The organism is Streptomyces sp. NPDC002088 (genome assembly GCF_040296605.1).
Taxonomy (GTDB): domain Bacteria; phylum Actinomycetota; class Actinomycetes; order Streptomycetales; family Streptomycetaceae; genus Streptomyces.
The window spans coordinates 238,074-262,654 of record NZ_JBEOXO010000011.1; the positions used below are offsets into that span (position 1 = coordinate 238,074).

The following is a 24,581-nucleotide window of genomic DNA, read 5'->3' on the forward strand; positions in this document are numbered from 1 at the left end:
TTGAGAGTACCCGGTGGTAGGGCCCTGAGACAGCGTCGGCGGGGCGGTTCGCTCAGCGTCGCTCGGGCTTCGCGCTGCGCGACATCAGCTCCTTGAGAGCGACCACCGGCGGCTTGCCCTCGTGCACGATCCCGACCACCGTCTCGGTGATGGGCATGTCGACACCGTGCCGGCGGGCCAGATCCAGCACGGACTCACACGACTTGACGCCTTCGGCGGTCTGCTTGGTGACCGCGATGGTCTCCTGCAGGGTCATGCCCCTGCCGAGGTTGGTGCCGAAGGTGTGGTTGCGGGAGAGCGGCGAGGAGCAGGTCGCCACCAGGTCGCCCAGGCCCGCGAGTCCGGAGAAGGTCAGCGGGTCGGCGCCCATGGCCAGGCCCAGCCGGGTGGTCTCGGCGAGGCCGCGGGTGATGAGCGAGCCCTTGGCGTTGTCGCCGAGGCCCATGCCGTCCGCGATGCCGACGGCCAGGCCGATGACGTTCTTGATCGCGCCGCCGAGTTCACAGCCCACCACGTCCGTGTTGGTGTACGGGCGGAAGTACGGCGTGTGGCAGGCGGCCTGGAGGCGCTGGGCGACGGCCTCGTCGGTGCAGGCGACCACGGCCGCGGCCGGCATCCGGGCGGCGATCTCCCGGGCCAGGTTGGGGCCGGTGACCACGGCGACCCGCTCGGGGCCGACCTTGGCGACGTCCTCGATGACCTCGCTCATCCGCATCGTCGTACCGAGTTCGACACCCTTCATGAGGGAGACCAGGACCGTGCCGCGGGCCAGCAGCGGCGTCCACTCGGCGAGGTTGGCGCGCAGCGTCTGCGAGGGGACCGAGAGGACCGTGATGTCGGCGCCGGCGGCGGCCTCGGCCGGGTCGGTGGTGGCCCGCAGGTTCTCCGGGAGCTCGACGCCCGGGAAGTAGTCGGGGTTCGTCCGGGTGGAGTTGATCGCTTCCGCGACCTCTCCGCGGCGCGCCCACAGGGTCACCTCGCACCCGGCGTCGGCGAGCACGATGCCGAAGGCCGTGCCCCACGAACCGGCGCTGAAGACCGCCGCCTTGACCGGGTCGCTCACTTACTCTGCCCCTCTTCCTGCCTGGCCGTCCCCCGCGTCCGCGCCTGGCTGCGCACCTGGGGCTGCGGCTCCGACTGCGCCTGCGCCTGGCTGCGCACCTGCGGCTCCGTCTGCGCCTGGGTGCGGCGCCGCTGCTCGATCCGCTCCCGGCGCGGGTCGTACGGCGTCTCGGGCGCCTGCTCGCCGCGGATCTCCTCCAGCAGGCGAGTGATGGCGGCCATGATGACCTCGGTGGCCTCCTTCAGGAGGTCCGGGGTCATCTCCCTGTCGTAGAAGCGGGAGAGGTCCACGGGCGGGCCCGCGAGCACGTGGTGGGTCTTGCGCGGAAGGAGGTTGGGCTTCTTCGCGTACGGCGGCAGCAGCTCGTTGGCGCCCCACTGGGCGACCGGGATCACCGGGCACTTGGTCTGGAGGGCGACGCGTGCGGCACCGGTCTTGGCGGTCATGGGCCAGCCGTCCGGGTCGCGGGTGAGGGTGCCCTCGGGGTAGAAGGCGACACACTCGCCGCGCTCCACGGCGTCGATCGCGGCCCGGAAGGCGCTCAGTGCGTCGGTGCTCTCGCGATAGACGGGAATCTGTCCGGTGCCGCGCATCGCAGCACCGACGAATCCCTTCCGGAAAAGGCCGCTCTTCGCCAGGAATCGCGGAACCCGTCCGGTGTTGTACTGATAGTGCGCATATGCAAAGGGATCGATGTGCGAATTGTGGTTCACCGCGGTGATAAATCCACCCTCGGCCGGAATGTGCTCCATTCCACGCCAGTCCCGCTTGATCAATGCCACCAACGGCGGTTTGCACAGCACCGCGGCGAAGCGATACCAGAAGCCGATTCTGCGGCGGGGCACGCGGACACCTTCCTCTAGGGCTTCCTCCAGGGCTGGGGGCCGCACAAGTGTCGCCCCGGGCCGCCGGTATGTCGAGAACACCGTACGCCCCGCTCCCCCGGCTCCCGGATGGGCCGGGTGACAATGACCGCGACAGGAGAGGGGCGGAACGCGCGTGCAGTGGACCTTGGTCATACCCCTGAAGCCTCTGACGCGGGCCAAGAGCAGGCTCTCGGACACCGCCACCGGCGGGCTGCGCCCGAGACTCGCCCTCGCCTTCGCCCAGGACACCGTGGCCGCCGCGCTGGCCAGCCCGGCGGTCGAGAATGTGGCGGTCGTCACGGACGACGAGCTGGCCGGTCGGGAACTGGCGGCCCTGGGCGCCCGGATTGTCGCCGACGAGCCCGGGGGTGGATTGAACGCCGCTCTGGCCCACGGAGCAGCGGTCGTACGCGCCTCACGCCCCGGCTGCCCCGTGGCGGCTCTGAATGCCGATCTGCCGGCCCTGCGCCCCCTGGAATTGACCCGTGTTCTGGAGGCGGCCACGGAATTCCCGCGCGCTTTTCTCCCCGATGCGGCCGCAATCGGCACGACGCTGCTGGCCGCCACTTCGGGCCGGGAACTGCTCCCCGCATTCGGCCCCGATTCCCGGGCCCGCCATCGCGCGTCCGGCGCGATGGAACTCCGGCTCGAAGCGGTGGATTCCGTACGTCAGGACGTCGACACCGGCGATGACCTGCGCACGGCCCTGGCATTGGGGGTGGGCCCCCGAACGGCCACCGTCACCGCACGCCTCCTGATCCCCAGGCAATGACTCCCGCCACACAGCCGCACCTCACACAGCCGCGAGCCGCCAGCCTCACAGCCCCACACCGCACAGCCGCAAGCCGCAAAACCCACGGAATCCCCAGCCCCCGGACAGCCTCCGCCGCCGCGCGGCCCCCGACCCCCGGGCAGTAGGCTGCCGCCATGCAGGCGACCGCATACACGTACGACCCCGAGACCCGCAGCGGGCAGGTGCTGCTGGACGACGGCACGCCCGTTCCCTTCGACGCGCCGGCGTTCGACGCGGGGGGACTGAGGCTGTTGCGTCCCGGGCAGCGGGTGCGGGTGGAGACCGAGGGTGAAGGGGACGCCCGGCGGGCCACCCTCGTGACATTGCACACCTTCTGAGCGGGCTCACGGGAACGCCGCGGGCCGGACTCCGAGAGAGAGTCCGGCCCGGCGCGTGAGTGCCCTGTGCCTGCCCTACTAGCGGGCGGCGGCCTTCTTGGCGGTGGTCTTGCGAGCGGTGGACTTCTTGGCGGGGGCAGCCTTGGTGGTGGCCTTCTTCGCCGGAGCCTTCTTCGCCGTCGCCTTCTTGGCCGTGGCGGTCTTCTTCGCCGCGGTCGTCTTCTTCGCGGCCGCCGCCGTGGTCTTCTTGGCGGTCGTCTTCTTCGCCGTGGTCTTCTTCGCGGCCGCCGCCGTGGTCTTCTTGGCGGCCGCCTTCTTCGCCGTGGTCTTCTTCGCGGCCGCCTTGGTGGTGGCCTTCTTCGCGGCGGCCTTCTTGACCGTCGCGGCTGCACCGCCGGTCAGGCTGCCCTTGGGCGCCTTCTTGACGGCGACCTCGCCGCCGCGCGGGAGCTTCTTCGAGCCGCTGACCAGGTCCTTGAAGCCCTGGCCCGCACGGAAGCGCGGCACGGAGGTCTTCTTGACCCGGACCCGCTCGCCGGTCTGGGGGTTGCGGGCGTAACGGGCCGGACGGTCGACCTTCTCGAACGAACCGAACCCGGTGACCGAAACTCGCTCACCCGCGACGACCGCCCGGACGAGGGCGTCCAGGACCGCGTCGACAGCATCGGCGGCCTGCTGGCGACCGCCCATCTTGTCGGCAATCGCTTCTACGAGCTGCGCCTTGTTCACGTCTTCCCCTTCGGAGACATTGCCAGAACGAAAGTGTTCAAGCTTTTTCGCACGTTAGGCAGATATATACCGCAAATCAAACACGAAACGGGCTAATCACCCTCGTGCCGCAACGAACTCGGCTGTCCTGGACGCGATCAGCGTTCCTCTTCGAGGAATCGACCCTCGTCGAGGTCCGCCATGAACCGCTCCAGACGCCTTGTCGCATCGGCGAGATCGTGCTTGGCCGCGGCCGTAATGACCAGCAGCTTCCGGGTCAGCGCCATCCGTACGCCCTCCGGGACTTGCAGTGAGCGCACTCTTGCGTGCGCTTCCTTCAGTTGGCCCGCGACCGCCGCATAGAGCTCGAGTTGGCCGTCGTGTTCCATGCACAGATTGTGCCATCTGGGGCGAGTTGTCGCCTGCGCAGGGTGTAACTATCGCCGCAAACGGCCGTTTGAGCATCGGCCGAGGCCTCGGCCACGAGACTCGCGTACCCCGCCAACCACCCTCGTAACGTGGGAAGTTGAGGGGCCTGGTGGGGCCCCTCAGGGCCGTTCGGGTGCAGACATGGCTGTACCCCCAATCGTGGCGATCGGGGGTACAGGCGGAGTGTTGCGGTGGCCGAAACTCGACCCGCTCAGGCCCCTGTGTCAGACCTGGAGCGTGCGCGGCTTGTACGACGGGCGCTTGGCCTCGTACGCGGCGATGTCGGCCTCGTTCTGGAGGGTGATGGAGATGTCGTCCAGCCCGTTCAGCAGCCGCCAGCGGGAGTTCTCGTCCAGCTCGAAGGAGGCGGTGATGCCCTCGGCGCGCACCTCGCGGGCCTGAAGGTCGACCGTGATCTCGGCCTGCGGGTCCTGCTCGGTGAGTTCCTGCAGCGCGTCGACGATCTTCTGCTCCAGCACCACCGTGAGCAGGCCGTTCTTGAGCGAGTTGCCGCGGAAGATGTCGGCGAAGCGGGAGGAGATCACGGCCTTGAAGCCGTAGTTCTGCAGCGCCCAGACGGCGTGCTCACGGGAGGAGCCGGTGCCGAAGTCGGGGCCCGCGACCAGGACGGTGGCGCCCTGCCGCTCGGGCTGGTTGAGGATGAAGGACGAGTCCTTGCGCCAGGCCTCGAACAGCCCGTCCTCGAAACCGTCCCTGGTCACCTTCTTGAGCCAGTGAGCAGGGATGATCTGGTCGGTGTCGACGTTGCTGCGGCGCAGCGGGACGGCCCGGCCGGTGTGCGTGGTGAATGCTTCCATGACTCTCAGACTCCAGCGGGCGTACGGGTGTCGGCGTCGGACAGGTCGGCGGGGGACGCCAGGTGGCCCAGGACCGCCGTCGCGGCCGCGACCTGCGGCGACACCAGGTGCGTACGGCCACCCTTGCCCTGCCGGCCCTCGAAGTTGCGGTTGGAGGTGGACGCGGAGCGCTCACCCGGGGCCAGCTGGTCGGGGTTCATGCCCAGACACATCGAGCAGCCCGCGTGCCGCCACTCGGCGCCGGCCTCCTTGAAGACGACGTCCAGGCCCTCGGAGACGGCCTGGAGACCGACCCGCGCGGAACCGGGGACAATCAGCATCCGTACGCCGTCGGCGACTTTGCGGCCCTCGACGATCGCGGCGGCAGCGCGCAGGTCCTCGATGCGGCCGTTGGTGCAGGACCCTACGAAGACGGTGTCCACCTTGATGGAGCGCAGCGGCTGACCGGCCTCCAACCCCATGTATTCCAGGGCCTTTTCGGCAGCCAGGCGCTCCGAAGCGTCTTCGTACGAAGCCGGGTCGGGGACGGCCGACGAAAGCGGCGCACCCTGGCCGGGGTTGGTGCCCCAGGTGACGAACGGCGCGAGCGAGGCGGCGTCGATGACGACCTCCGCGTCGAATTCCGCGTCCTCGTCCGTCTTCAGGGTCTTCCAGTACGCGACGGCGGCGTCCCAGTCCTCGCCCTCGGGGGCGTGGGCGCGGCCCTTGATGTAGTCGAAGGTCGTCTCGTCGGGGGCGATCATGCCCGCGCGGGCGCCGGCCTCGATCGACATGTTGCAGATGGTCATCCGGGCCTCCATCGAGAGCTTCTCGATGGCCGCGCCACGGTATTCCAGGATGTAGCCCTGACCGCCACCCGTACCGATCTTGGCGATGATCGCCAGGATCAGGTCCTTGGCCGTCACGCCGTCGGGCAGCTCGCCGTCGACGGTGATGGCCATGGTCTTCGGGCGGGCCAGCGGCAGCGTCTGGGTGGCCAGCACATGCTCCACCTGGGAGGTGCCGATGCCGAACGCCAGCGCGCCGAAGGCGCCGTGCGTGGAGGTGTGGGAGTCGCCGCAGACGACCGTGGTACCGGGCTGGGTCAGACCCAGCTGCGGGCCGACGACATGCACGACGCCCTGCTCGACGTCGCCCAGCGGGTGCAGGCGCACACCGAACTCGGCGCAGTTCTTGCGCAGTGTCTCCAGCTGGGCCCGGGAGACCGGGTCCGCGATGGGCTTGTCGATGTCGAGGGTCGGGGTGTTGTGATCCTCGGTCGCGATGGTGAGGTCGAGCCGCCGCACCGGACGACCCGCCTGACGGAGGCCGTCGAAGGCCTGCGGACTGGTCACCTCGTGCAGCAGGTGCAGATCGATGAAGAGGAGGTCGGGCTCGCCCTCGGCGCGCCGGACGACGTGGTCGTCCCAGACCTTCTCCGCGAGTGTCCTACCCATCGCTTTCCCTCCGGCCGGTCAACTGTGCACCGGCCCAACTAGAGATCTTGAGGTGGTAGCACCGACGCCCCTGTGTCCGGGCGCCCTCCACCAGGCCCGTTGGTCCGCGGGCCGTCATGCATCCAAGGGTTGCGCGTCTCAGGGAAAATTGAACTTGCGTTTCACAGAGTGAGACGCGAGTATCGTTGCATGGACAACAGTAGCGGCGTCGGCGTTCTGGACAAGGCAGCCCTTGTCCTGAGCGCTCTGGAGTCCGGTCCGGCCACCCTCGCAGGGTTGGTAGCGGCCACCGGACTGGCACGACCCACGGCCCACCGACTGGCCGTGGCCCTGGAACACCACCGCATGGTGGCACGTGACATGCAAGGACGGTTCATTCTCGGACCGCGTCTGGCCGAGCTGGCCGCGGCCGCCGGCGAGGACCGCCTCCTCGCCACGGCGGGCCCGGTGCTCACCCACCTCCGTGACGTCACGGGCGAGAGCGCGCAGCTCTATCGCCGCCAGGGTGACATGCGCATCTGCGTCGCCGCGGCGGAGCGCCTGTCCGGCCTTCGGGACACGGTCCCGGTCGGTTCGACGCTCACGATGAAGGCGGGCTCCTCGGCGCAGATCCTGATGGCCTGGGAGGAGCCGGAGCGCCTGCACCGCGGCCTCCAGGGCGCCCGCTTCACGGCCACGGCACTCTCGGGCGTACGGCGCCGGGGCTGGGCCCAGTCCATCGGCGAGCGAGAGCCGGGCGTCGCGTCCGTCTCCGCCCCCGTACGCGGCCCGTCCAACCGTGTGGTGGCCGCCGTGTCCGTCTCCGGCCCCATCGAGCGCCTGACGCGCCACCCGGGCCGCATGCACGCCCAGGCGGTCATCGACGCGGCCGGCCGCCTCTCCGAGGCCCTGCGCCGCACCGGCTGACCGCCGGCGACACGCCTTCGGGAACGGGCCGGCCTCAACGCCGCGGCAGGCCCGTCCCCCGTCTCAGGCGACTCAGGCGTCCTCGGACGCCGTCACCTTCCCCGACCGGTAAGCGAACCGGTCCTTCGCCCGCCGCCCCCGCTTCTCCAGCGGCAGCTGACCGCGCGCGGCCGCGAGCCCGAACGCCGGCGTGTCCCCGTAGATCGACTCGTACGACCCCTCGGGCACGACGTAGGTCTCGTGCCAGAGCCCCACGTGCTGCCGAGCCTTCTCTGCCTTCTCCTTGCGGTTCATGATCGCCCAAGCCCGGTGGTGGAACATGTCGGGGGACGACGCGTACGCGTAGAGCTTCTCCTTGGACTCCCAGTACTGGACGACGTAGTACGTCCGCGGGGAGGCCGTCAGCAGCACATGGCTGAGGAGTCCGCGCTCGGGGGCCTTCCGCAGCTCGCGCAGCATGCGCGGCATCCCCACGAACACCGGGAACCAGTGGTGCACGGCCCAGAAGTGGTTGATGCGCATGCCGATCAGAAGAACGACCACGTCCCCCTCTGCTGCGACGGTCGTACGGCCTGCGGTGACGGACTTACCGAACATGACGCTTCCCCCTTGCCGTCTGGTTGGCGAGCGGCGCTATCCAAACACCGCGTGCTTGGATAGCGCCGGTATCCGATGAGGGGCGCAAGAGATGCGGCTGGCCGAGCTGAGCAAGCGCAGCGGTGTATCCGCCGCGACGATCAAGTACTACCTGCGCGAAGGCCTGTTGGCGCCGGGCCGGCAGATCAACGCGACCACGGCCGAGTACGACGAGGGCCATCTGCGCCGGCTGCGGCTGGTGCGGGCGCTGATCCAGGTGGGCCGGGTGCCGGTGGCGACCGCCCGGGAGGTGCTCAAGCACATCGACGACGACTCCCTGGGGCGCACGATCCGGCTGGGCGCGGCGCTGTGGGCGCTGCCACAGGCGCCCGAACCGGACGATGACGACGAGGAGGTACGGGCGGCCCGCCGCGAGGTGGAGCAGGTGATGGAGCGGCTCGGCTGGTCCAACACCCAGGCCCTGAGCACCATCTCCCCCGCGCACCGTTCACTGGTGGTGGCGGTGGCCACACTGCGACGGCTCGGCTACGCCTGGGACGCCGAACTGATGCTTCCCTACGCCCAGTTGATGCACCAGGCGGCCGTGCGCGACCTGGACTTCGTGGAGACCCAACCATCCGAGGCGGAGAAGGTGGAGACGGCGGTCGCGGCGGCGATCCTCTTCGAGCCCGTCCTGCGAGCTCTGCACCGGCTGGCGCAGGAGGAGGAGTCGGCGCGGCGGTACGGCTTCGAGTAGGGCCGGGCCCGGATACGCCGATGGGCCCCCACCGAAGTGGAGGCCCATCGGACTCGTACCCCCGACCGGATTCGAACCGGCGCTACCGCCTTGAGAGGGCGGCGTGCTAGGCCGCTACACAACGGGGGCGAGGATCTAACGTTTCCGCAGATCCGAGCTGGTCTACCTGGACTCGAACCAAGACTAACTGAACCAGAATCAGTCGTGCTGCCAATTACACCATAGACCAATGTGGTTTAGACCAGTTTGTACCCCCGACCGGATTCGAACCGGCGCTACCGCCTTGAGAGGGCGGCGTGCTAGGCCGCTACACAACGGGGGCCCTAGCGATCCCAACGGATCAGGATCAGTACCCCCGACCGGATTCGAACCGGCGCTACTGCCTTGAGAGGGCAGCGTGCTAGGCCGCTACACAACGGGGGCTTTGCAGATGAGCTCTGCGAGCTGGCCTACCTGGACTCGAACCAAGACTAACTGAACCAGAATCAGTCGTGCTGCCAATTACACCATAGGCCACTGGAACGCAAGCCCCTGAGGGGATCTTGTTCTAGTTTGCTCCCCCGGGTTTCGGCCTTTCGGCCCGCTCTCCGGCGGCGCAGGAAGAACATTACCTGAAGGTGGACGGGGCTCCAAAACGACTATCCGTGCCAAGGATCGCGGGGAGTTCGGCGAGGGAGTCGATCCGGTGCGGTCCCGCCGGTGCGTCGACGGTCGCGTACAGGCCGTCACGGTCGATCCAGACCGACAGCAGGCCGGCGTCAGCCGCACCCCGGCCGTCGATCTCTGGATGGTCGCCGACGTACGCGACCTGGTGCGGGGCGAGTTCCAGGGCATCGCAGGCCGCGTGGAAGGCCTGGGCCTCGGGCTTGGAGACGCCGAGCTCCGCGGCGCACAGGACGGCCTCGAAGCGGTCGCGCACGCCGAGCACGCGCAGCTTGCGGTCCTGCACGGTGAGGCTGGAGTTGGAGAGCACGGCGTGTCGGTGGCTGGCCGCGAGGGCGTCGAGGGCCGGCAGGACGTCCGGGAAGAGGGCCCAGGCGGTCTCGTAGTGCCCCAGGTAGCGCTCGAACCAGGCGTCGGCCTCGGCGTCGCTCAGATCCACCTCCAGGAAGACCCGTACGCGGTCCCGCCGCTGTCCCTCGAAGGAGGTCTCCCCCGCCGCGAACCGCGCCCACTGCCGGTCGGTGATCTCCCTCCAGTGCGCGAGGGCCTGCTCCGGATTCCCGTATTCCGCGAGCAGCCCCTCGGCGGCCAGATGCGCGCGCATCCCCTCGCGGTCCGCGGTCGTGTAATCGAAGAGGGTGTCGTCGACGTCCCAAACGACAGCTGTGATCGCCATGCCACCGACGGTACCGCCCGAACGGCTGGGGGTACGGGGGTTAGCCCCCGTTGGACGCAGCATCGAAGAGGGTGTCGTCGACGTCCCGGACCACGGCTCGGATGCTCATGATCCGACGGTAGCCCGGCGCCTACGGGCCCGTCCTGCGATACGACGAAGGGGCGGCACCCGGGTCCACCGGGTGCCGCCCCTCACGCGCGCGTGGGTTACGCGGTCAGCTTCGCCAGTGCCGCGTCGATGCGGGCCAGCGTCTTCTCCTTGCCCAGGATCTCCAGGGACTCGAAGAGCGGGAGGCCGACCGTGCGGCCGGTGACGGCGACGCGGACCGGGGCCTGCGCCTTGCCGAGCTTGAGGCCGTGCGCCTCGCCGGCGGCCAGGACGGCCTCCTTCAGGGACTCGGCGGAGGTCCAGTCGGCGGACTCGAGCTTCTCGCGGGCCGTGCGGAGCAGGGCGTCCGAGCCCTCCTTCATGGCCTTCGTCCAGCTCGCCTCGTCGAAGACCGGCTCCGGCAGGAACAGGAAGTCGACGTTGTCCGTGATCTCGGAGAGGACCTTCAGGCGGGTCTGCGCGTGCGGCGCGACGGCCTGCCACTTGGCCTCGTCGAAGTTCTCCGGCGCCCAGGGGGCGAACGGGGCCTGCAGCCAGGGGCGACAACGCTCCGTGAAGTCCTTCACATCCAGCAGGCGGATGTGGTCGGCGTTGATCGCCTCGCACTTCTTGAGGTCGAAGCGGGCCGGGTTGGGGTTCACGTCCTTGATGTCGAAGGCCGCGATCATCTCGTCGACGCCGAAGATGTCCTGGTCGGCCGAGAGCGACCAGCCGAGCAGGGAGAGGTAGTTGAGCAGGCCCTCCGGGAGGAAGCCGCGCTCGCGGTAGAGGTTGAGCGATGCCTGCGGGTCGCGCTTGGAGAGCTTCTTGTTGCCCTCGCCCATCACGTACGGCAGGTGGCCGAACTCCGGGATCTGCTTGGCGATGCCCAGCTCGATCAGCGCCTTGTACAGGGCGATCTGCCGCGGGGTGGAGGAGAGCAGATCCTCGCCACGCAGGACGTGGGTGATCTCCATCAGGGCGTCGTCGACCGGGTTGACCAGCGTGTACAGGGGCGCGCCGTTGGCGCGGACGATGCCGTAGTCGGGGACGTTCTCCGGCGTGAACGTCAGCTCGCCGCGGACCAGGTCGTTGAAGGTGATCGTCTCGTCGGGCATCCGGAAGCGGACGATCGGGGTGCGGCCCTGGGCCTTGTACTCCTCGACCTGCTCGGCGGTCAGGTCGCGGCAGTGTCCGTCGTAGCCGGACGGCTTGCCGGCGGCGCGGGCGGCCTCGCGGCGGGTGTCCAGCTCCTCCTGGGAGCAGTAGCAGCGGTAGGCGTGACCGGCGGTGAGAAGCTTCTCGGCCACGTCCTTGTAGAGGTCCATGCGCTGCGACTGGCGGTACGGCGCGTGCGGGCCGCCGACCTCGGGGCCCTCGTCCCAGTCGAAGCCCAGCCAGCGCATCGAGTCGAGCAGCTGGTTGTACGACTCCTCGGAGTCGCGGGCCGCGTCGGTGTCCTCGATACGGAAGACCAGGGTGCCCTGGTGGTGCCGGGCGAACGCCCAGTTGAACAGGGCGGTGCGGACCAGGCCCACATGGGGGTTACCGGTGGGCGACGGGCAGAAACGTACGCGGACGGGTGCGCTAGCCACGCTTGACAACCTTGTTGGTGAGAGTGCCGATGCCTTCGATGGTGACGGCGACCTCGTCGCCGACGACCAGGGGGCCGACCCCTGCCGGGGTGCCCGTGAGGATCACGTCGCCGGGGAGCAGCGTCATGGCCTCGGTGATGTTGACGATCAGATCCTCGATCGAGTGGATCATCTCGCTGGTGCGGCCGAGCTGGCGCTGCTGGCCGTTGACCGTGAGCTGGACGGTCAGGTCGGACGCGGCGGCGAGGTCCAGGCCGGTCTCCACCCAGGGGCCGAGCGGGCAGGACGTGTCGAAGCCCTTGGCCCGTGCCCACTGCTTCTCGCGCTTCTGAACGTCGCGAGCGGTGACGTCGTTGGCGCAGGTGTAGCCGAAGATCACGTCCTTGACGCGCTCGCGCGGGACCTCGCGGCACATACGGCCGATCACCACGGCCAGCTCGGCCTCGTGGTGCACTTCCTGGGAGAAGGACGGGTACTGGATCTCGTCGCCCGGGCCGATCACCGAGGTGGACGGCTTGAAGAAGGCGAACGGGGCGTCCGGCACCTCGTTGCCCAGCTCCTTCGCGTGCTCCGCGTAGTTGCGGCCGAAGGCCACGACCTTGTTGGGGAGCACGGGCGGCAGCAGCCTGACCTTGCTCAGCGGCACCTTCGTACCGGAGAGCTCGAAGTCCGTGAACGGGATGCCCTTGATGATGTCCAGGACGAGTTCGTCCTGCTTGTCGCCCTCGACCGCGCCGAAGGCGACGTTCCCGTCGATGGAGAACCTGGCGATGCGCACGGGATGCTTGGCCCCTTGACTGAGCTGGCTGGAGTCTGACGCTCCAGGCTAACGCGGCAGGGGGCCCGGGCCTCGCGCATTACGGCCGGTGCGCCACGGACGGCGACACCCATGACGAAGGGCGCCCACCGAGTCGTGGGCGCCCTTGGCATGCGTACGGGCCGTCCTGAGTGTTCGGCGGCCGGTGCGCTTGCTACTCGGCGGCGGAGGCCGCGGCGGGGACCTCCATCAGGATGGTGCGCCGGGGGTTGGCGGTCTGTGCGGGGAGGTCGACGGAGTGCTCCGGCTGGTCCGGGGTCTGCAGTTCGTCGGCGTCGTCGAGGTGCGCCAGCGTCGTGCGCCGCGGGTTGGCTATCGTGCGGAACATCATCGTCGTCTTCACGGTTGTACGAGACCTTGTCGTTTCGGGCGCTCGGGAGGGCCTCAAGGTCCCCGGCACGGGCGCGGGTTGTCAGAGCGGTGCCCTTTGTAAAGCGTCAGGCTAAACATGCAGATTCCCGTCGAAGACGTGAAGAGCCCATGATCTGCATGTGAGTTTGCTCACGAACCGACGCTCAAACCGGTCAATTCAGGCCCGCAACCCACCCCAACGAAACGGACATTGGCCCCCTGAAGCCATCATTCCGCTCCTGATCATGGCGACTGGGACACCTTCTCCGGCCGGACAACTCGCGACCGTTTGTCCGTTATAAGGCGGAACACATTCCACCCCCCGTAACCCTTCCCTCACATGCTGTCACGGAGGTCACGGCCTGACCCACGGGCCTTGTTGGAGATCCGGCACTGTGCTGGAATTCCACGGACCGCCGCAGGATCGAGCCGGCGCAGGGGGCGCTACGCAGCGCCGAGTGGCGGCTTGGAAGGGGGAGCCGGCGCCGGTTACTCACGACCACCACGGGGGCGTATTCAGGGCGCTCCTATGACGCCGACACCGTGTCCTTCCGTTCACGCGGAGGGGCGCCTGGTCCAGAGGTTGCGACGCTAGTGCAGGGACGTTTCAAGAGGGATGGCAGTGCTTCGGCGGAGCCGGAGCCGCACGGCGGGACCGACCGCGGTTCCTCGCCCCAGCACGCCCAGAACCCGGGCTCGGCCCCGTCCGGCGACGGCGGTGAGCGCTCCGGGCGCCCCGGCGCGTCCGCGTCGCCGAACCCGGCGCCTGCGGTGAAGCCGCCGAAGGGCCCCATGGGTCCCGGCTCGCGCGTGGCACTGCGCAACTGGCGCATCTCGACCCGTCTGGTGTCGCTGCTCGCGCTGCCGGTGGTCGCGGCCACCACGCTGGGCGCGGTGCGCATCAACCAGTCCATGGACGACATCCAGCAGCTCGACAACATGAAGCTGCTGACGGAGATGACCAAGCAGGCCACCGAGCTGGCGTCCGCGCTCCAGGAGGAGCGCGACCAGTCGGCCGGTCCGCTGGCGCACAACGCGAAGGCGACCGACTACACGGTCAAGGGCTACCGGGACAAGACGGACCGGGCCATGAACAACTACCTTGACGCCTCCGACAAGATCGACGACGCCAGCACGGACGGCAACCTCGAGGGCGTCCGCGACAGCCTGGTCGGTCTGCAGAGGGACCTGAACACCCTCAGCAAGATCCGCGCCGCCGCGTACGAGGCCGACGGCAACGCCATGCAGACCGTCGAGGCCTACCACCGCCTCATCTCCGACCTGCTCGGCCTCTCCCAGGACATGGCGGCGGCGACCAGCAACCCGGAGATGATCTCGCGCACGCGCGCCCTGGCGGCCTTCTCCTCCGCCAAGGAGTACGCGTCCGAACAGCGCGCGATCCTCGGCGCGGCCCTGCCGGCGAGCAACACCAGCTTCGGCGAACTCTCCGAGAACGACCGGCTGTACGCCCAGGCGGCCCTGCAGAGCCAGGGATCCGAGCTGAGCAGCTTCCGGAGCATCTACGGCGACGCGGGCGCCGAGGAACTCCTCAAGCCCATCACAGAGGGCAACTCGACGATCGAGGCGACCGACACCTACGCCGATCGTGCGTTCAGCAAGCAGAAGGGTCTGGAGTCGCTGGACAAGCGCTCCTACCGGGACTGGCTCGACGACAGCGGGACCAAGATCAAGGGCATGCAGCAGATCGAGCACACGCTGCTCGAGGACATGGAGCAGAAGGCCCGCGAGCTGCGCAGCGCCACCGAGCGCGACGCGATCATCTCCGGTGCGCTGATCCTGCTCGTCCTCGGCGTGTCGCTGGTCGGCGCGTTCGTCGTGGCCCGGTCCATGATCCGCTCGCTGCGCCGCCTCCAGGAGACCGCGACCAAGGTCGCCCAGGACCGGCTGCCCGAGCTGGTCAAGCAGCTGTCCGAGTCCGACCCGCAGGACGTCGACACGTCCGTGGAGTCGGTCGGTGTGCACTCCCGGGACGAGATCGGCCGAGTGGCCGCGGCCTTCGACGACGTGCACCGCGAGGCGGTCCGCCTCGCCGCCGAGCAGGCCCTGCTGCGGGGCAACGTCAACGCGATGTTCACCAACCTCTCGCGCCGTTCCCAGGGTCTGATCCAGCGCCAGCTGTCGCTGATCTCCGAACTGGAGTCCCGCGAGGCCGACCCGGACCAGCTGTCCTCGCTGTTCAAGCTGGACCACCTCGCGACCCGTATGCGCCGTAACGGTGAGAACCTCCTCGTCCTCGCGGGTGAGGAGCCCGGCCGCCGCTGGACCCGCCCGGTCCCGCTGGTCGACGTGCTCCGCGCCGCCGCGTCCGAGGTGGAGCAGTACGAGCGCATCGAGCTGGCCTCCGTGCCGACCACCGAAGTGGCCGGCCGGGTCGTCAACGACCTCGTGCACCTGCTCGCCGAGCTGCTCGAGAACGCGACCTCGTTCTCCTCCCCGCAGACCAAGGTCAAGGTCACCGGTCACGCGCTGCCCGACGGCCGCGTCCTGATCGAGATCCACGACACCGGCATCGGCCTCTCCCCCGAGGACCTCGCCGCGATCAACGAGCGGCTCGCCTCGCCGCCCACCGTGGACGTCTCCGTCTCCCGCCGCATGGGTCTGTTCGTGGTCGGTCGCCTGTCGCAGCGCCACGGCATCCGCATCCAGCTGCGCCCGTCCGACTCCGGTGGTACGACCGCGCTGGTCATGCTGCCGGTCGATGTCGCCCAGGGCGGTAAGAAGCCCCAGCCCAAGCCCGGTCAGGGGGCCGGCGCGAACAGCGGTCCGGCCGCCGCGCAGGCAGCCGCCGGCGTGGCCGCGGCCCGACGCCAGGGCGGTGCCCTCGGCGCCGGTGCGGCGGGCGGTGCGCCCGCTGGTGCCCTCGGCGCCGGTCCTCAGGCCGGCGGCGGTGGCCGTCTCGGTGCCGGACCGGGTCCGCGGCCCGCCCTTCCCGGTGCGGGTGCGGGCGGCCGTCCCGGCGCGCCGGGCGGAGCGCGCGGACCGCAGGGTCCGGGTGGTCCGGGTGGTCCGGGCTCACCCCAGCAGCCCCAGGGCAGGCCGGCTCCGGCCGGTGCCGGTGCCGGTGCCTTCGGCCAGGCGCCGGGTGCCCCGCAGGACCTGCAGGCCGCGGGCACGGGTGTGCCGCAGGGCTTCGGGGACGGTCAGCGCCAGGACGCCTTCGGCGGCGGCAACAACCGTGGTCCCGTACCGCCGCAGCGCGGAAACGGTGACGCCGAGCAGCAGGGCCGTCGCGGACGTCGACCGCAGCTGCCGGGGCGCGGTGGACCGCGCGCCGAGCTGCCGGGCAGCGATCCGCAGCAGCGCACGCCGAGCTGGAGCGACGAGAACGCTCAGCCGCCGGTGCCCCGTGCCTCGCTGGACACCCCGCGCGGACACGAGGAGCCGGACGTCTCCCGGACGGCCCCCATGCCGCGGATCGACGACCGCCAGGGACCGGGCAGCACCTCCGAGTTCGCCCGACCGGACTTCGACGCCCCGCGACCCGGCGCGAACACCGGCCAGAACACCGGCCAGTTCGCCCGCCCCGGCACGAACGGACAGCAGAGCCCGAACGGCCCGCAGCACCCGACCGGCCAGCAGAACACGGGCTCCTTCGTCCGCCCGGACGTCTTCGGCTCGTCGGCCGGACAGTCACCGGCCGGCCCGAACAGCCCGTCCGCCACCGGCCAGTTCGCGGCTCCGCAGGCGTACGACAACGGCTCCACGGGCCAGTTCGCCGCTCCGCAGGCCTACGACAACAGCTCCACGGGCCAGTTCGCCGCTCCGCAGGCGTACGACAACAGCTCCACGGGCCAGCACGCCCTGCCGGGCCGGCCTGCGCCCATGGCTCCGCAGAACACCGGCCAGTTCGAGCGGCCGCAGGCCGGCGGCCCCGACTATGGCGCTCCACGGCCGCCCGCCCCGCCGCAGCGGCCCGCCCGCCCCGAGCCGGAGGCGCTGCCGCCGGCCGCGGGCCCCGGTGACGGTCGTACCCCGCTGTACGACACGCTGGAGACCAACTGGTTCCACGGCCAGCAGGGCCAGCAGGGCCAGCAGGGCCAGCAGGGCCAGCAGCAGCCCAACGGCTCGGCTCCGGCTCCGGCTCCCCAGCAGCAGGCTCCGGCTTCGCGGCAGGCGTCGGCTCCGCAGCGTCCGGCGCCCGCATCCTGGCGCACCTCGCCGAACGACGAGCTCGTCCGCCAGGCGGAGCGCGTGCGGCAGCCTGCCGCGGGCGGTATCACCACCTCCGGTCTGCCGCGCCGGGTGCCCCGGGCGAACCTCGTCCCGGGCACGGCTCAGCAGCAACAGCACCAAACCGGTCCGCAGGTCTCGCGTGCGCCTGACGACGTACGCGGCCGGCTGACCAATCTCCGTCGGGGTATCGCGCAGGGTCGCCAGGCCGGCAACGGTCAGACCGGCAACTTCCCGAGCCCCACTCACCAGCAGGAGCGTTAGTTGAGTCCGATGAGCCAGGCGGCACAGAACCTGAACTGGTTGATCACCAACTTCGTGGACAACACCCCCGGGGTGTCCCACACAGTGGTGGTCTCCGCCGACGGCCTCCTGCTGGCGATGTCCGAAGGCTTCCCGCGGGACCGCGCCGACCAGCTCGCGGCCGTCGCGTCCGGGCTGACCTCGTTGACTGCCGGGGCCTCCCGGATCTTCGAGGGCGGCAGTGTGGCGCAGACGGTCGTGGAGATGGAACGCGGGTTCCTCTTCCTCATGTCCGTCTCGGACGGCTCGTCCCTGGCCGTCCTCGCACACCCCGAGTGCGACATCGGCCTCGTCGGCTACGAGATGGCACTCCTGGTCGACCGCGCGGGCGCGGTGCTCACGCCCGACCTGCGCGCCGAACTCCAGGGAAGTCTGCTCCACTGATCGGCCCCGGATCCACCCGTCTCACCAAATCACCGTCCGGCCGCCACAATCCCCCCACCGGCCCCCGTCCGACGGCACGACTGACCAACCTGCTGTCCCGCCCGGAGGATTCATGACCCCGCCCACCGCCTCTCATGATCCGTACGCGGAGCCGTACGGCGATGAGGGCGACCAGCCGCTGGTCCGTCCGTACGCGATGACCGGCGGCCGGACCCGGCCGCGCTACCAGCTCGCCATCGAAGCGCTGATCAGCACGACGGCCGACCCGGCAGCGCTCATGGGGCTGCTCCCGGAGCACCAGCGCATCTGCCACCTGTGCCGTGAGGTGAAGTCGGTCGCCGAGGTCTCGGCGCTCCTGGCCATGCCGCTGGGCGTGGCACGGATCCTCGTCGCGGACCTCGCGGAGGCCGGTCTGGTCGCCATTCACCAGCCGGGCGGCGACGAGTCCACCGGCGCACCGGACGTGACACTGCTCGAAAGGGTGCTCAGTGGACTTCGCAAGCTCTGACGGAGGCCGGGCGACCACCTCCGCGAAGATCGTGGTGGCGGGCGGCTTCGGCGTCGGCAAGACCACGTTCGTGGGCGCCGTCTCCGAGATCAACCCGCTGCGCACCGAGGCCGTGATGACGTCCGCGAGCGCGGGCATCGACGACCTCACCCACACCGGGGACAAGACCACCACCACGGTGGCCATGGACTTCGGCCGCATCACGCTCGACCAGGACCTGATCCTGTACCTGTTCGGTACGCCGGGCCAGGACCGGTTCTGGTTCATGTGGGACGACCTGGTGCGCGGCGCGATCGGCGCGGTGGTCCTGGTGGACACCCGGCGGCTGGCGGACTGCTTCCCGGCCGTGGACTACTTCGAGAACAGCGGCCTGCCGTTCGTCGTCGCCCTCAACGGCTTCGACGGTCAGCAGCCGTACCAGCCGGAGGAGGTCCGCGAGGCGCTGCAGATCGGCCCGGACACCCCGATCATCACGACGGACGCCCGCCATCGCGCGGATGCCAAGAGTGCACTGATCACGCTGGTGGAGCACGCTCTGATGGCTCGGCTGAGGTAGCTCTCAAGTCGGAAGTGTCCTACGGAAGTTGTCGTAGACGCCGCCGGAGCCGGCTGTGGCCTTTGACACGGTCGGCTCCGGTGTTCATAACGTTTCGGCAGAGGAATCCAGTGGTATCGCCACGCGTCGCGGTCAACTGGTCTCACTGCGCGCACGAAAGCCCCGTCTTTTGACGGGGCTCGCTCTTTATGACCGTTTTATCTGGGGCTTACATGACTCGGAACCCCCGCTTCCGACTGTTTGGAAGAGCGCAGGTCCACGTGCTGGAATGCCTGAACTGCCCAATGGTCAATGACGTACTCACTAGTCGATGGCGAACCGGGCTCTGATTCACTGCGGCACGACGAAGGTGCCGACCGCCGAGAGGTTGTTGGTCGAGTGAGGCGAAGCAAGAGCAGTCCCGAGCCGGCGGCGCGGGGCAACTTCACCCCGCCGCCGCGCGGAGCGGCGCCCGCCCCCGTATCAGGCCCGGATCCGACGGCGACGCCCCCCAAGAGCGGCGGCCGTTTCTCTCCGCGCAACTGGCGGGTGCCTACCCGGCTGAACGCGATCCTGCTCATACCCGTGCTGGTCGGCCTCGTCATGGGCGGCTTCCAGGTGAAGAGCTCGATCGACACCTGGCAGGAGGCGCAGGACGCGGAGAACACCGCGCGTCTGGTCCGGGCGTCCCTCGCCTACGCCGACGCCCTCTACAACGAGCGTGACTCCTCGGCCGAGCCCCTGCTCGAGGGCAAGGGCCAGGACGACAAGACCGTCACCGCCGTCCGCAAGACGACGGACGAGGCCGCCGACGCCTTCGACCAGGCCGCGCAGAGCATGCCGGACACGGCCGGTCTGCAGCGCCGGCTGAAGCTGTTCCGCGAGGAGGAGCCCAAGCTCCAGACGATCCGCGCGGCCGCGTACACCAGCAAGCTCCCCGCCGTGCAGACGGAGGAGGGCTACACCTTGGTCGCCCACCCGCTGATGGAGTTCGCCAACGAGCTCGGTCTGGGCACCGGAAACATCACCAGCTACGGCCGTACCGTCTACGCGATCTCGCTGACCAAGGCCGCCCTGTCGCTGGAGCGCTCGATCGGCATGCACCTGCTGATCAAGCCCGGCCCGAAGGCCGAGAACTTCGCCAAGCAGCGCGTCGCGCTCTCCTCCTACGCCTACCTCGAGGGCATCGCCGTCGAGGAGTACACCGGCGGTGGTACCGAGGCCGACGCGGCCAAGCTCGACGCGGCCACGAAGAAGATCAAGACCGACGGTGCGGCGATGGCCCAGCAGGCCAAGGCCCAGAACTCGGATTACGTCCCGCCGCCGTCGGACCCGACCGACATGGTCGCGGCCCTGTCGACGATGCAGACGACGGACACCACCGAGCGCGCCCTGCTCGCCCAGAACGGCATCACCGCGCAGAACTGGTGGGCGGTCAACACCCTCAAGTACGACGCCTACCGCAAGATCGAGTCGGACATGGCCGACAAGGCCGTGAGCGAGGCGTCCGCCATCGCCGACGACGCCAAGACCTCCGCGTTCATCACCGGTGCCGCGGTCGTGGTCGCCCTGCTCGCCGCGTTCATCCTGGCCGGCATGGTGGCCCGCCAGATGAGCCGCTCGATGCGCCAGCTGCGCAACGCCGCCTTCGGTATCGCCGAGCAGCGCCTGCCGATGCTGGTCGACCAGCTCTCGCGAACCGACCCCGGCCGCGTCGACACCCGCGTCTCCCCGATCCCGATCACCACCACGGACGAGATCGGCGAAGTCGCCCGGGCCTTCGACCAGGTCCACCGCGAAGCCGTCCGGCTCGCCGCCGAGCAGGCCCTGCTGCGGGGCAACATCAACGCGATCTTCACCAACCTGTCGCGCCGCAACCAGTCGCTGATCGAGGGCCAGCTGACCCTGATCACCGACCTGGAGAACAACGAGGCCGACCCGGACCAGCTGGAGAACCTCTTCCGTCTGGACCACCTCGCGACCCGTATGCGCCGCAACGGCGAGAACCTCCTGGTCCTCGCCGGCGAGGAGCCCGGCCGCCGCTGGGACCAGCCGGTCCCGCTGGTCGACGTGCTGCGCGCCGCCTCCTCCGAGGTGGAGCAGTACGAGCGCATCGAGCTCTCCGGCGTCCCGGAGGCCGAGATCCACGGCCGCGCCGTGACCGACCTCGTGCACCTGCTCGCCGAGCTCCTGGAGAACGCCACGACGTTCTCCTCCCCGCAGACCAAGGTTCGCGTCACGGCCACCCGTCTCCCCGACGGTCGAGTCATGATCGAGATCCACGACAAGGGCATCGGCCTCACCGCCGAGGACTTCGCGGACATCAACCACAAGCTGGCCAACCCGCCGACCGTGGACGCCGCGATCTCCCAGCGCATGGGCCTGTTCGTGGTCGGCCGGCTGTCCGACCGGCACGGCATCCGCGTCCAGCTGCGCCCCTCGGGCGAGCAGGCCGGCACGACTTCGCTGGTCATGCTGCCCGACGCGATCACCCACGGTGGTGGCGGCGAGCAGCAGCTGGACCGCGACGAGTTCACGGTCTCGCAGATCATCCCGGAGCAGCGGCAGCAGCTGCAGTACCCGGGTGAGGACTTCAACCAGCAGCCGATGCGCACGGCGGCCGAACTCGGTTTCGACGACAGCCGCTACACCGAGGTTCCGGACGACATCCGGGACCTGGACCCCGTCGGCCGTTCCCTGATGCGCGAGGAGCGCCGGGCGGCCCTGGAGACCCAGGCGCAGCCCCAGGAAGGCCGGCCGAGCCCCGACGCCTCCGGGTACGGCGAGGAGTTCGACGCGCGGCAGACCGCCTTCGAGAACGGCCAGGCGTCGTACGACAACAGCACGACCGGCTACACCGAGCAGCCCGCCGCGTACGATCAGCAGACCGCGTACGAGGGTCAGCAGCAGTCGTACGACGACCAGTACTTCGGGCCGAACGGCGGCCAGCCGCAGAACAACGGTTTCTCGCCGAACGGCGGCTACCCGGACCCCGCCTATGCGGAGCCGGTCCAGGAGAAGCCCGAAACGGCGAACACCGCTGCCCCGGAGACCTTCTCGGGCTTCGGAGAGCAGTCCTACCAGGACGACTGGCCGCAGCAGACCGGTTACCGGAACGGCTACCCGGACCAGTACGCTCCGGAAGCGGAATCCTCGCAGGCCGCTGACGTGAGTGAGCGGGACCGCGTAGGCTTCGACCGGCCGGGACCGGCCTCCTCCGCCGCCCACCGGATGACCGACGCCGGGCTGCCCCGCCGCGGATCCGCCACGAGCGGTTCGAACGGCGCGGGACGCGTGCAGCGGGAGGCCCCGGCTTCCACTCCGGAGAGCAACGGCAACAACGGCAGCAACGGCAGCGACTGGCGTTCGGCGAACGACGACCGCTGGCAGCAGGCCTCGCAGCTCCGGAAGCCCAAGGCGGGCGGGGTCACCTCCTCCGGCCTGCCGCGGCGGGTACCCAAGGCCAACCTGGTCGAGGGAGCCGCCGAGACCACCCCTCAGGGCGGCCCACAGGTCTCCCGCGCCCCGGAGGATGTCCGGGGCAGGCTGAGCAACCTGCGCCGAGGCGTCGAGCGCGGACGCAGCGCAGGCAGTGAAACGAACGGCCAGGGCTTCGGTCCTGACAGCACCTACAACCAGGAGCGTTAGTGTGAGCCCGATGAGCCAGGCGGCGCAGAACCTGAACTGGTTGATCACCAACTTCGTGGACAACACCCCGGGGGTGTCCCACACCGTGGTGGTCTCTGCCGACGGACTCCTTCTGGCGATGTCCGAAGGCTTCCCGCGTGACCGTGCCGATCAGCTTGCGGCCGTCGCGTCGGGCCTGACCTCGCTGACCGCCGGTGCCTCGCGCATCTTCGAGGGCGGCAGCGTGAACCAGACGGTTGTGGAGATGGAGCGAGGATTCCTCTTCATCATGTCCGTTTCCGATGGTTCGTCGCTCGCCGTCCTCGCCCACCCGGAGGCGGACATCGGTCTCATTGGGTACGAGATGGCCCTTCTGGTGGACCGTGCCGGTACGGTCCTGACCCCCGATCTTCGTGCGGAGCTCCAAGGGAGCCTTCTCAACTAACAGATGGACGGTGCGTATTGGCGTCCCGGGGCCGTAAGGTTTCGGGACGCGGCTCCACAGTGATGGGTGCCAGTGCGCAGTCGGAGGAGGAGAGAAAGTGGCAACACCCCCAGGCGGTTCGTCGGGCAATTGGTCGTACGGTCCTGCCCAGGGCCAGGGCGACGGTTCTCCGAACCGGTACAACTTCCCCTCCACCCCCAGCCAGCGGCGTCAGCAGCCGTACGCGCCCCAGGGTCCTCAGGGCCCCGGTCCGTCGCCGTACGACCAGCCGCACGCGCCTCGCATCCAGCCCGTGCAGCCGCAGCGCCGCACCCCCGAACCCGCGCCTGCCGGAGCGTCGAACAACCCTCTGGTGCGTCCGTACGCCATGACGGGCGGCCGCACCAGGCCGCGGTACCAGCTCGCCATCGAGGCACTGGTGCACACCACCGCATCTCCGCACCAGATGCAGGGCCAGTTGCCCGAGCATCAGCGGATCTGCAACCTGTGCCGAGAGATCAAGTCGGTGGCCGAGGTCTCGGCCCTCCTCACGATCCCCCTCGGCGTGGCCAGGATCCTCGTCGCCGACTTGGCGGAGGCGGGACTGGTCGCCATCCATCAGCCCGGCGGCGACGAGAACGCCGGCGGCCAGCCAGACGTGACACTGCTCGAAAGGGTGCTCAGTGGACTTCGCAAGCTCTAGCGGCGGTCCTTCCCGCTCCACCACCTCGGCGAAGATCGTGGTGGCGGGTGGCTTCGGCGTGGGCAAGACCACGTTCGTCGGGGCCGTCTCGGAGATCAACCCGCTGCGTACCGAGGCCGTCATGACGTCTGCTTCGGCAGGCATCGACGACCTCACCCACACCGGGGACAAGACGACCACGACGGTCGCCATGGACTTCGGTCGTATCACCCTGGACCAGGACCTGATCCTGTACCTGTTCGGTACGCCCGGCCAGGACCGCTTCTGGTTCATGTGGGACGACCTGGTGCGCGGCGCGATCGGCGCGATCGTGCTGGTGGACACCCGCCGTCTCGCCGACTGCTTCCCCGCGGTCGACTACTTCGAGAACAGCGGCCTGCCCTTCGTCATCGCCCTCAACGGCTTCGACGGCAACCAGCCGTACCAGCCGGACGAGGTCCGCGAGGCGCTGCAGATCGGCCCGGACACCCCGATCATCACGACGGACGCCCGCCATCGCGCGGATGCCAAGTCGGCGTTGATCACTCTCGTGGAGCACGCGCTCATGGCGCGCCTGCGCTGAGCCGACGTACGCACAGGTGGGCGGCCCTCCCCGGCTCGGGGAGGGCCGCCCACCTGTTTGCCCGGACACACAGAAGAAGGGCCCCTCTCCGAGAGAGGGGCCCTTCTTCGTACAGGCTCAGTGCCAGCTGTGCGGGGCGCGGAAGCCGGGCTCGCGCTCCAGCCGGCGCCAGCCGGCTTTAGCGCGGCCGCGGTGCGCCGGGGTCTCCGTGGACGCACGGGCCGCGGCACGAGCGAGCAGGATCGCCGTGATGGCGGCGACCTCCTCGGGCTCTGCGTGGCCCTTCTCGACGCGAATGTCAGGGGAGTTCATGGATGTCAGTCTCCGTGAGAGAGGTTTCCGCGGGGGTACCGCGGATGATCCGCCTGGTTACTGCGGGGGGTTGCCGTGCTTGCGGGAGGGCAGGTCGGCGTGCTTGGTGTGCAGCATCGCCAGGGACCTGATGAGGACCTCACGCGTCTCTGC

At 69.6% G+C, this 24,581-nt stretch carries 24 protein-coding genes and 5 tRNA genes; 12 read left to right on the plus strand and 17 right to left on the minus strand.

Annotation, left to right across the window (positions count from 1 at the left end; genetic code table 11):
* Positions 1 to 52: 52 nt before the first annotated feature.
* On the minus strand, positions 53 to 1,063 hold the full coding sequence (locus ABT114_RS24645; RefSeq protein WP_351145011.1) for an NAD(P)H-dependent glycerol-3-phosphate dehydrogenase: 1,011 nt from the start codon (positions 1,061 to 1,063) through the stop codon (positions 53 to 55).
* On the minus strand, positions 1,060 to 1,908 hold the full coding sequence (locus ABT114_RS24650) for a lysophospholipid acyltransferase family protein (RefSeq protein WP_351145012.1): 849 nt from the start codon (positions 1,906 to 1,908) through the stop codon (positions 1,060 to 1,062). Before ABT114_RS24650 ends, ABT114_RS24645 begins: the two co-directional genes overlap by 4 nt.
* Positions 1,909 to 2,062: 154 nt before the next feature.
* Between ABT114_RS24650 and cofC the strand changes: the two genes are divergently transcribed.
* Positions 2,063 to 2,701, plus strand: a complete 639-nt coding sequence (cofC, locus tag ABT114_RS24655) for a 2-phospho-L-lactate guanylyltransferase (protein WP_351145013.1) — start codon at positions 2,063 to 2,065, stop codon at positions 2,699 to 2,701.
* A 155-nt stretch (positions 2,702 to 2,856) separates the two neighbouring features.
* On the plus strand, positions 2,857 to 3,060 hold the full coding sequence (locus ABT114_RS24660) for a hypothetical protein (protein ID WP_351145014.1): 204 nt from the start codon (positions 2,857 to 2,859) through the stop codon (positions 3,058 to 3,060).
* 78 nt (positions 3,061 to 3,138) lie between these two features.
* Here ABT114_RS24660 and ABT114_RS24665 read toward each other — a convergent pair whose 3' ends face one another.
* From ABT114_RS24665 to leuC, 4 genes are all read right to left on the minus strand, one after another.
* A complete protein-coding gene (locus ABT114_RS24665; RefSeq protein ID WP_351145015.1) occupies positions 3,139 to 3,789 on the minus strand; it encodes an HU family DNA-binding protein in 651 nt (216 codons plus the stop codon).
* Positions 3,790 to 3,926: 137 nt separating this feature from the next.
* Positions 3,927 to 4,157, minus strand: a complete 231-nt coding sequence (locus ABT114_RS24670; protein ID WP_351145016.1) for an SCO5555 family protein — start codon at positions 4,155 to 4,157, stop codon at positions 3,927 to 3,929.
* 264 nt (positions 4,158 to 4,421) lie between these two features.
* Positions 4,422 to 5,015, minus strand: a complete 594-nt coding sequence (gene leuD / locus ABT114_RS24675; protein WP_351145017.1) for a 3-isopropylmalate dehydratase small subunit — start codon at positions 5,013 to 5,015, stop codon at positions 4,422 to 4,424.
* A 5-nt stretch (positions 5,016 to 5,020) separates the two neighbouring features.
* A complete protein-coding gene (leuC, locus tag ABT114_RS24680) occupies positions 5,021 to 6,451 on the minus strand; it encodes a 3-isopropylmalate dehydratase large subunit (RefSeq protein WP_351145018.1) in 1,431 nt (476 codons plus the stop codon).
* 189 nt (positions 6,452 to 6,640) lie between these two features.
* Between leuC and ndgR the strand changes: the two genes are divergently transcribed.
* A complete protein-coding gene (gene ndgR, locus ABT114_RS24685; RefSeq protein ID WP_010984119.1) occupies positions 6,641 to 7,357 on the plus strand; it encodes an IclR family transcriptional regulator NdgR in 717 nt (238 codons plus the stop codon).
* A 72-nt stretch (positions 7,358 to 7,429) separates the two neighbouring features.
* Here the strand turns inward: ndgR and ABT114_RS24690 are convergent, their stop codons facing one another.
* Positions 7,430 to 7,954, minus strand: coding sequence for a DUF4188 domain-containing protein (locus tag ABT114_RS24690; RefSeq protein ID WP_351145019.1), 525 nt, complete (start codon positions 7,952 to 7,954; stop codon positions 7,430 to 7,432).
* Between the two features lie 91 nt (positions 7,955 to 8,045).
* Between ABT114_RS24690 and ABT114_RS24695 the strand changes: the two genes are divergently transcribed.
* Entirely contained in the window at positions 8,046 to 8,690 is a 645-nt protein-coding gene (locus ABT114_RS24695; RefSeq protein WP_351145020.1) for a MerR family transcriptional regulator, read from the plus strand.
* A gap of 56 nt (positions 8,691 to 8,746) precedes the next feature.
* Here ABT114_RS24695 and ABT114_RS24700 read toward each other — a convergent pair.
* From ABT114_RS24700 to ABT114_RS24740, 9 genes are all read right to left on the minus strand, one after another.
* A tRNA-Glu gene (locus ABT114_RS24700) sits at positions 8,747 to 8,819 on the minus strand.
* Positions 8,820 to 8,847: 28 nt separating this feature from the next.
* Positions 8,848 to 8,919, minus strand: a tRNA-Gln gene (locus tag ABT114_RS24705).
* Between the two features lie 20 nt (positions 8,920 to 8,939).
* A tRNA-Glu gene (locus tag ABT114_RS24710) sits at positions 8,940 to 9,012 on the minus strand.
* A 28-nt stretch (positions 9,013 to 9,040) separates the two neighbouring features.
* Positions 9,041 to 9,113 (minus strand) — tRNA-Glu (locus tag ABT114_RS24715).
* Positions 9,114 to 9,134: 21 nt separating this feature from the next.
* Positions 9,135 to 9,206, minus strand: a tRNA-Gln gene (locus ABT114_RS24720).
* 91 nt (positions 9,207 to 9,297) lie between these two features.
* Positions 9,298 to 10,029 carry an HAD family hydrolase gene (locus ABT114_RS24725; protein WP_351145021.1) on the minus strand — a complete coding sequence of 244 codons (732 nt, stop codon included), beginning with the start codon at positions 10,027 to 10,029 and terminating at the stop codon, positions 9,298 to 9,300.
* Positions 10,030 to 10,235: 206 nt separating this feature from the next.
* On the minus strand, positions 10,236 to 11,720 hold the full coding sequence (gene gltX, locus ABT114_RS24730; RefSeq protein ID WP_351145022.1) for a glutamate--tRNA ligase: 1,485 nt from the start codon (positions 11,718 to 11,720) through the stop codon (positions 10,236 to 10,238).
* Positions 11,704 to 12,489 carry a fumarylacetoacetate hydrolase family protein gene (locus tag ABT114_RS24735; RefSeq protein WP_351145023.1) on the minus strand — a complete coding sequence of 262 codons (786 nt, stop codon included), beginning with the start codon at positions 12,487 to 12,489 and terminating at the stop codon, positions 11,704 to 11,706. The genes gltX and ABT114_RS24735 overlap by 17 nt, the downstream gene beginning before the upstream one ends.
* 193 nt (positions 12,490 to 12,682) lie before the next feature.
* Positions 12,683 to 12,871: a hypothetical protein gene (locus tag ABT114_RS24740; RefSeq protein ID WP_351145024.1), complete on the minus strand. Its 189-nt coding sequence runs from the start codon at positions 12,869 to 12,871 to the stop codon at positions 12,683 to 12,685.
* Between the two features lie 602 nt (positions 12,872 to 13,473).
* Here ABT114_RS24740 and ABT114_RS24745 point away from each other — a divergent pair.
* The 8 genes from ABT114_RS24745 to ABT114_RS24780 all read left to right on the plus strand — a co-directional run bounded on the left by ABT114_RS24745 (position 13,474) and on the right by ABT114_RS24780 (position 24,116).
* Entirely contained in the window at positions 13,474 to 17,334 is a 3,861-nt protein-coding gene (locus ABT114_RS24745; RefSeq protein WP_351145025.1) for a sensor histidine kinase, read from the plus strand.
* 9 nt (positions 17,335 to 17,343) lie between these two features.
* Positions 17,344 to 17,757, plus strand: a complete 414-nt coding sequence (locus ABT114_RS24750; RefSeq protein ID WP_003993189.1) for a roadblock/LC7 domain-containing protein — start codon at positions 17,344 to 17,346, stop codon at positions 17,755 to 17,757.
* 112 nt (positions 17,758 to 17,869) lie between these two features.
* Positions 17,870 to 18,265 carry a DUF742 domain-containing protein gene (locus ABT114_RS24755; protein ID WP_351145026.1) on the plus strand — a complete coding sequence of 132 codons (396 nt, stop codon included), beginning with the start codon at positions 17,870 to 17,872 and terminating at the stop codon, positions 18,263 to 18,265.
* Positions 18,246 to 18,821: a GTP-binding protein gene (locus ABT114_RS24760; protein ID WP_132855910.1), complete on the plus strand. Its 576-nt coding sequence runs from the start codon at positions 18,246 to 18,248 to the stop codon at positions 18,819 to 18,821. The genes ABT114_RS24755 and ABT114_RS24760 overlap by 20 nt, the downstream gene beginning before the upstream one ends.
* A gap of 378 nt (positions 18,822 to 19,199) precedes the next feature.
* Complete coding sequence (locus tag ABT114_RS24765) at positions 19,200 to 22,448, plus strand: nitrate- and nitrite sensing domain-containing protein (RefSeq protein ID WP_351145027.1); 3,249 nt, start codon at positions 19,200 to 19,202, stop codon at positions 22,446 to 22,448.
* Positions 22,449 to 22,458: 10 nt separating this feature from the next.
* The gene (locus tag ABT114_RS24770; RefSeq protein WP_005479603.1) at positions 22,459 to 22,872 is read left to right on the plus strand and encodes a roadblock/LC7 domain-containing protein; all 414 of its coding nucleotides are present in this window, start codon (positions 22,459 to 22,461) and stop codon (positions 22,870 to 22,872) included.
* A gap of 97 nt (positions 22,873 to 22,969) precedes the next feature.
* Positions 22,970 to 23,554 carry a DUF742 domain-containing protein gene (locus ABT114_RS24775; RefSeq protein ID WP_351145028.1) on the plus strand — a complete coding sequence of 195 codons (585 nt, stop codon included), beginning with the start codon at positions 22,970 to 22,972 and terminating at the stop codon, positions 23,552 to 23,554.
* Positions 23,535 to 24,116, plus strand: coding sequence for a GTP-binding protein (locus tag ABT114_RS24780; RefSeq protein WP_071369867.1), 582 nt, complete (start codon positions 23,535 to 23,537; stop codon positions 24,114 to 24,116). The genes ABT114_RS24775 and ABT114_RS24780 overlap by 20 nt, the downstream gene beginning before the upstream one ends.
* A gap of 117 nt (positions 24,117 to 24,233) precedes the next feature.
* On the opposite strand, the gene ABT114_RS24785 is transcribed toward ABT114_RS24780, so the two are convergent.
* Positions 24,234 to 24,428 (minus strand): acyl-CoA carboxylase subunit epsilon, encoded by a 195-nt coding sequence (locus tag ABT114_RS24785; RefSeq protein ID WP_351145030.1) that lies wholly within the window; start codon positions 24,426 to 24,428, stop codon positions 24,234 to 24,236.
* Positions 24,429 to 24,581 lie beyond the last annotated feature (153 nt).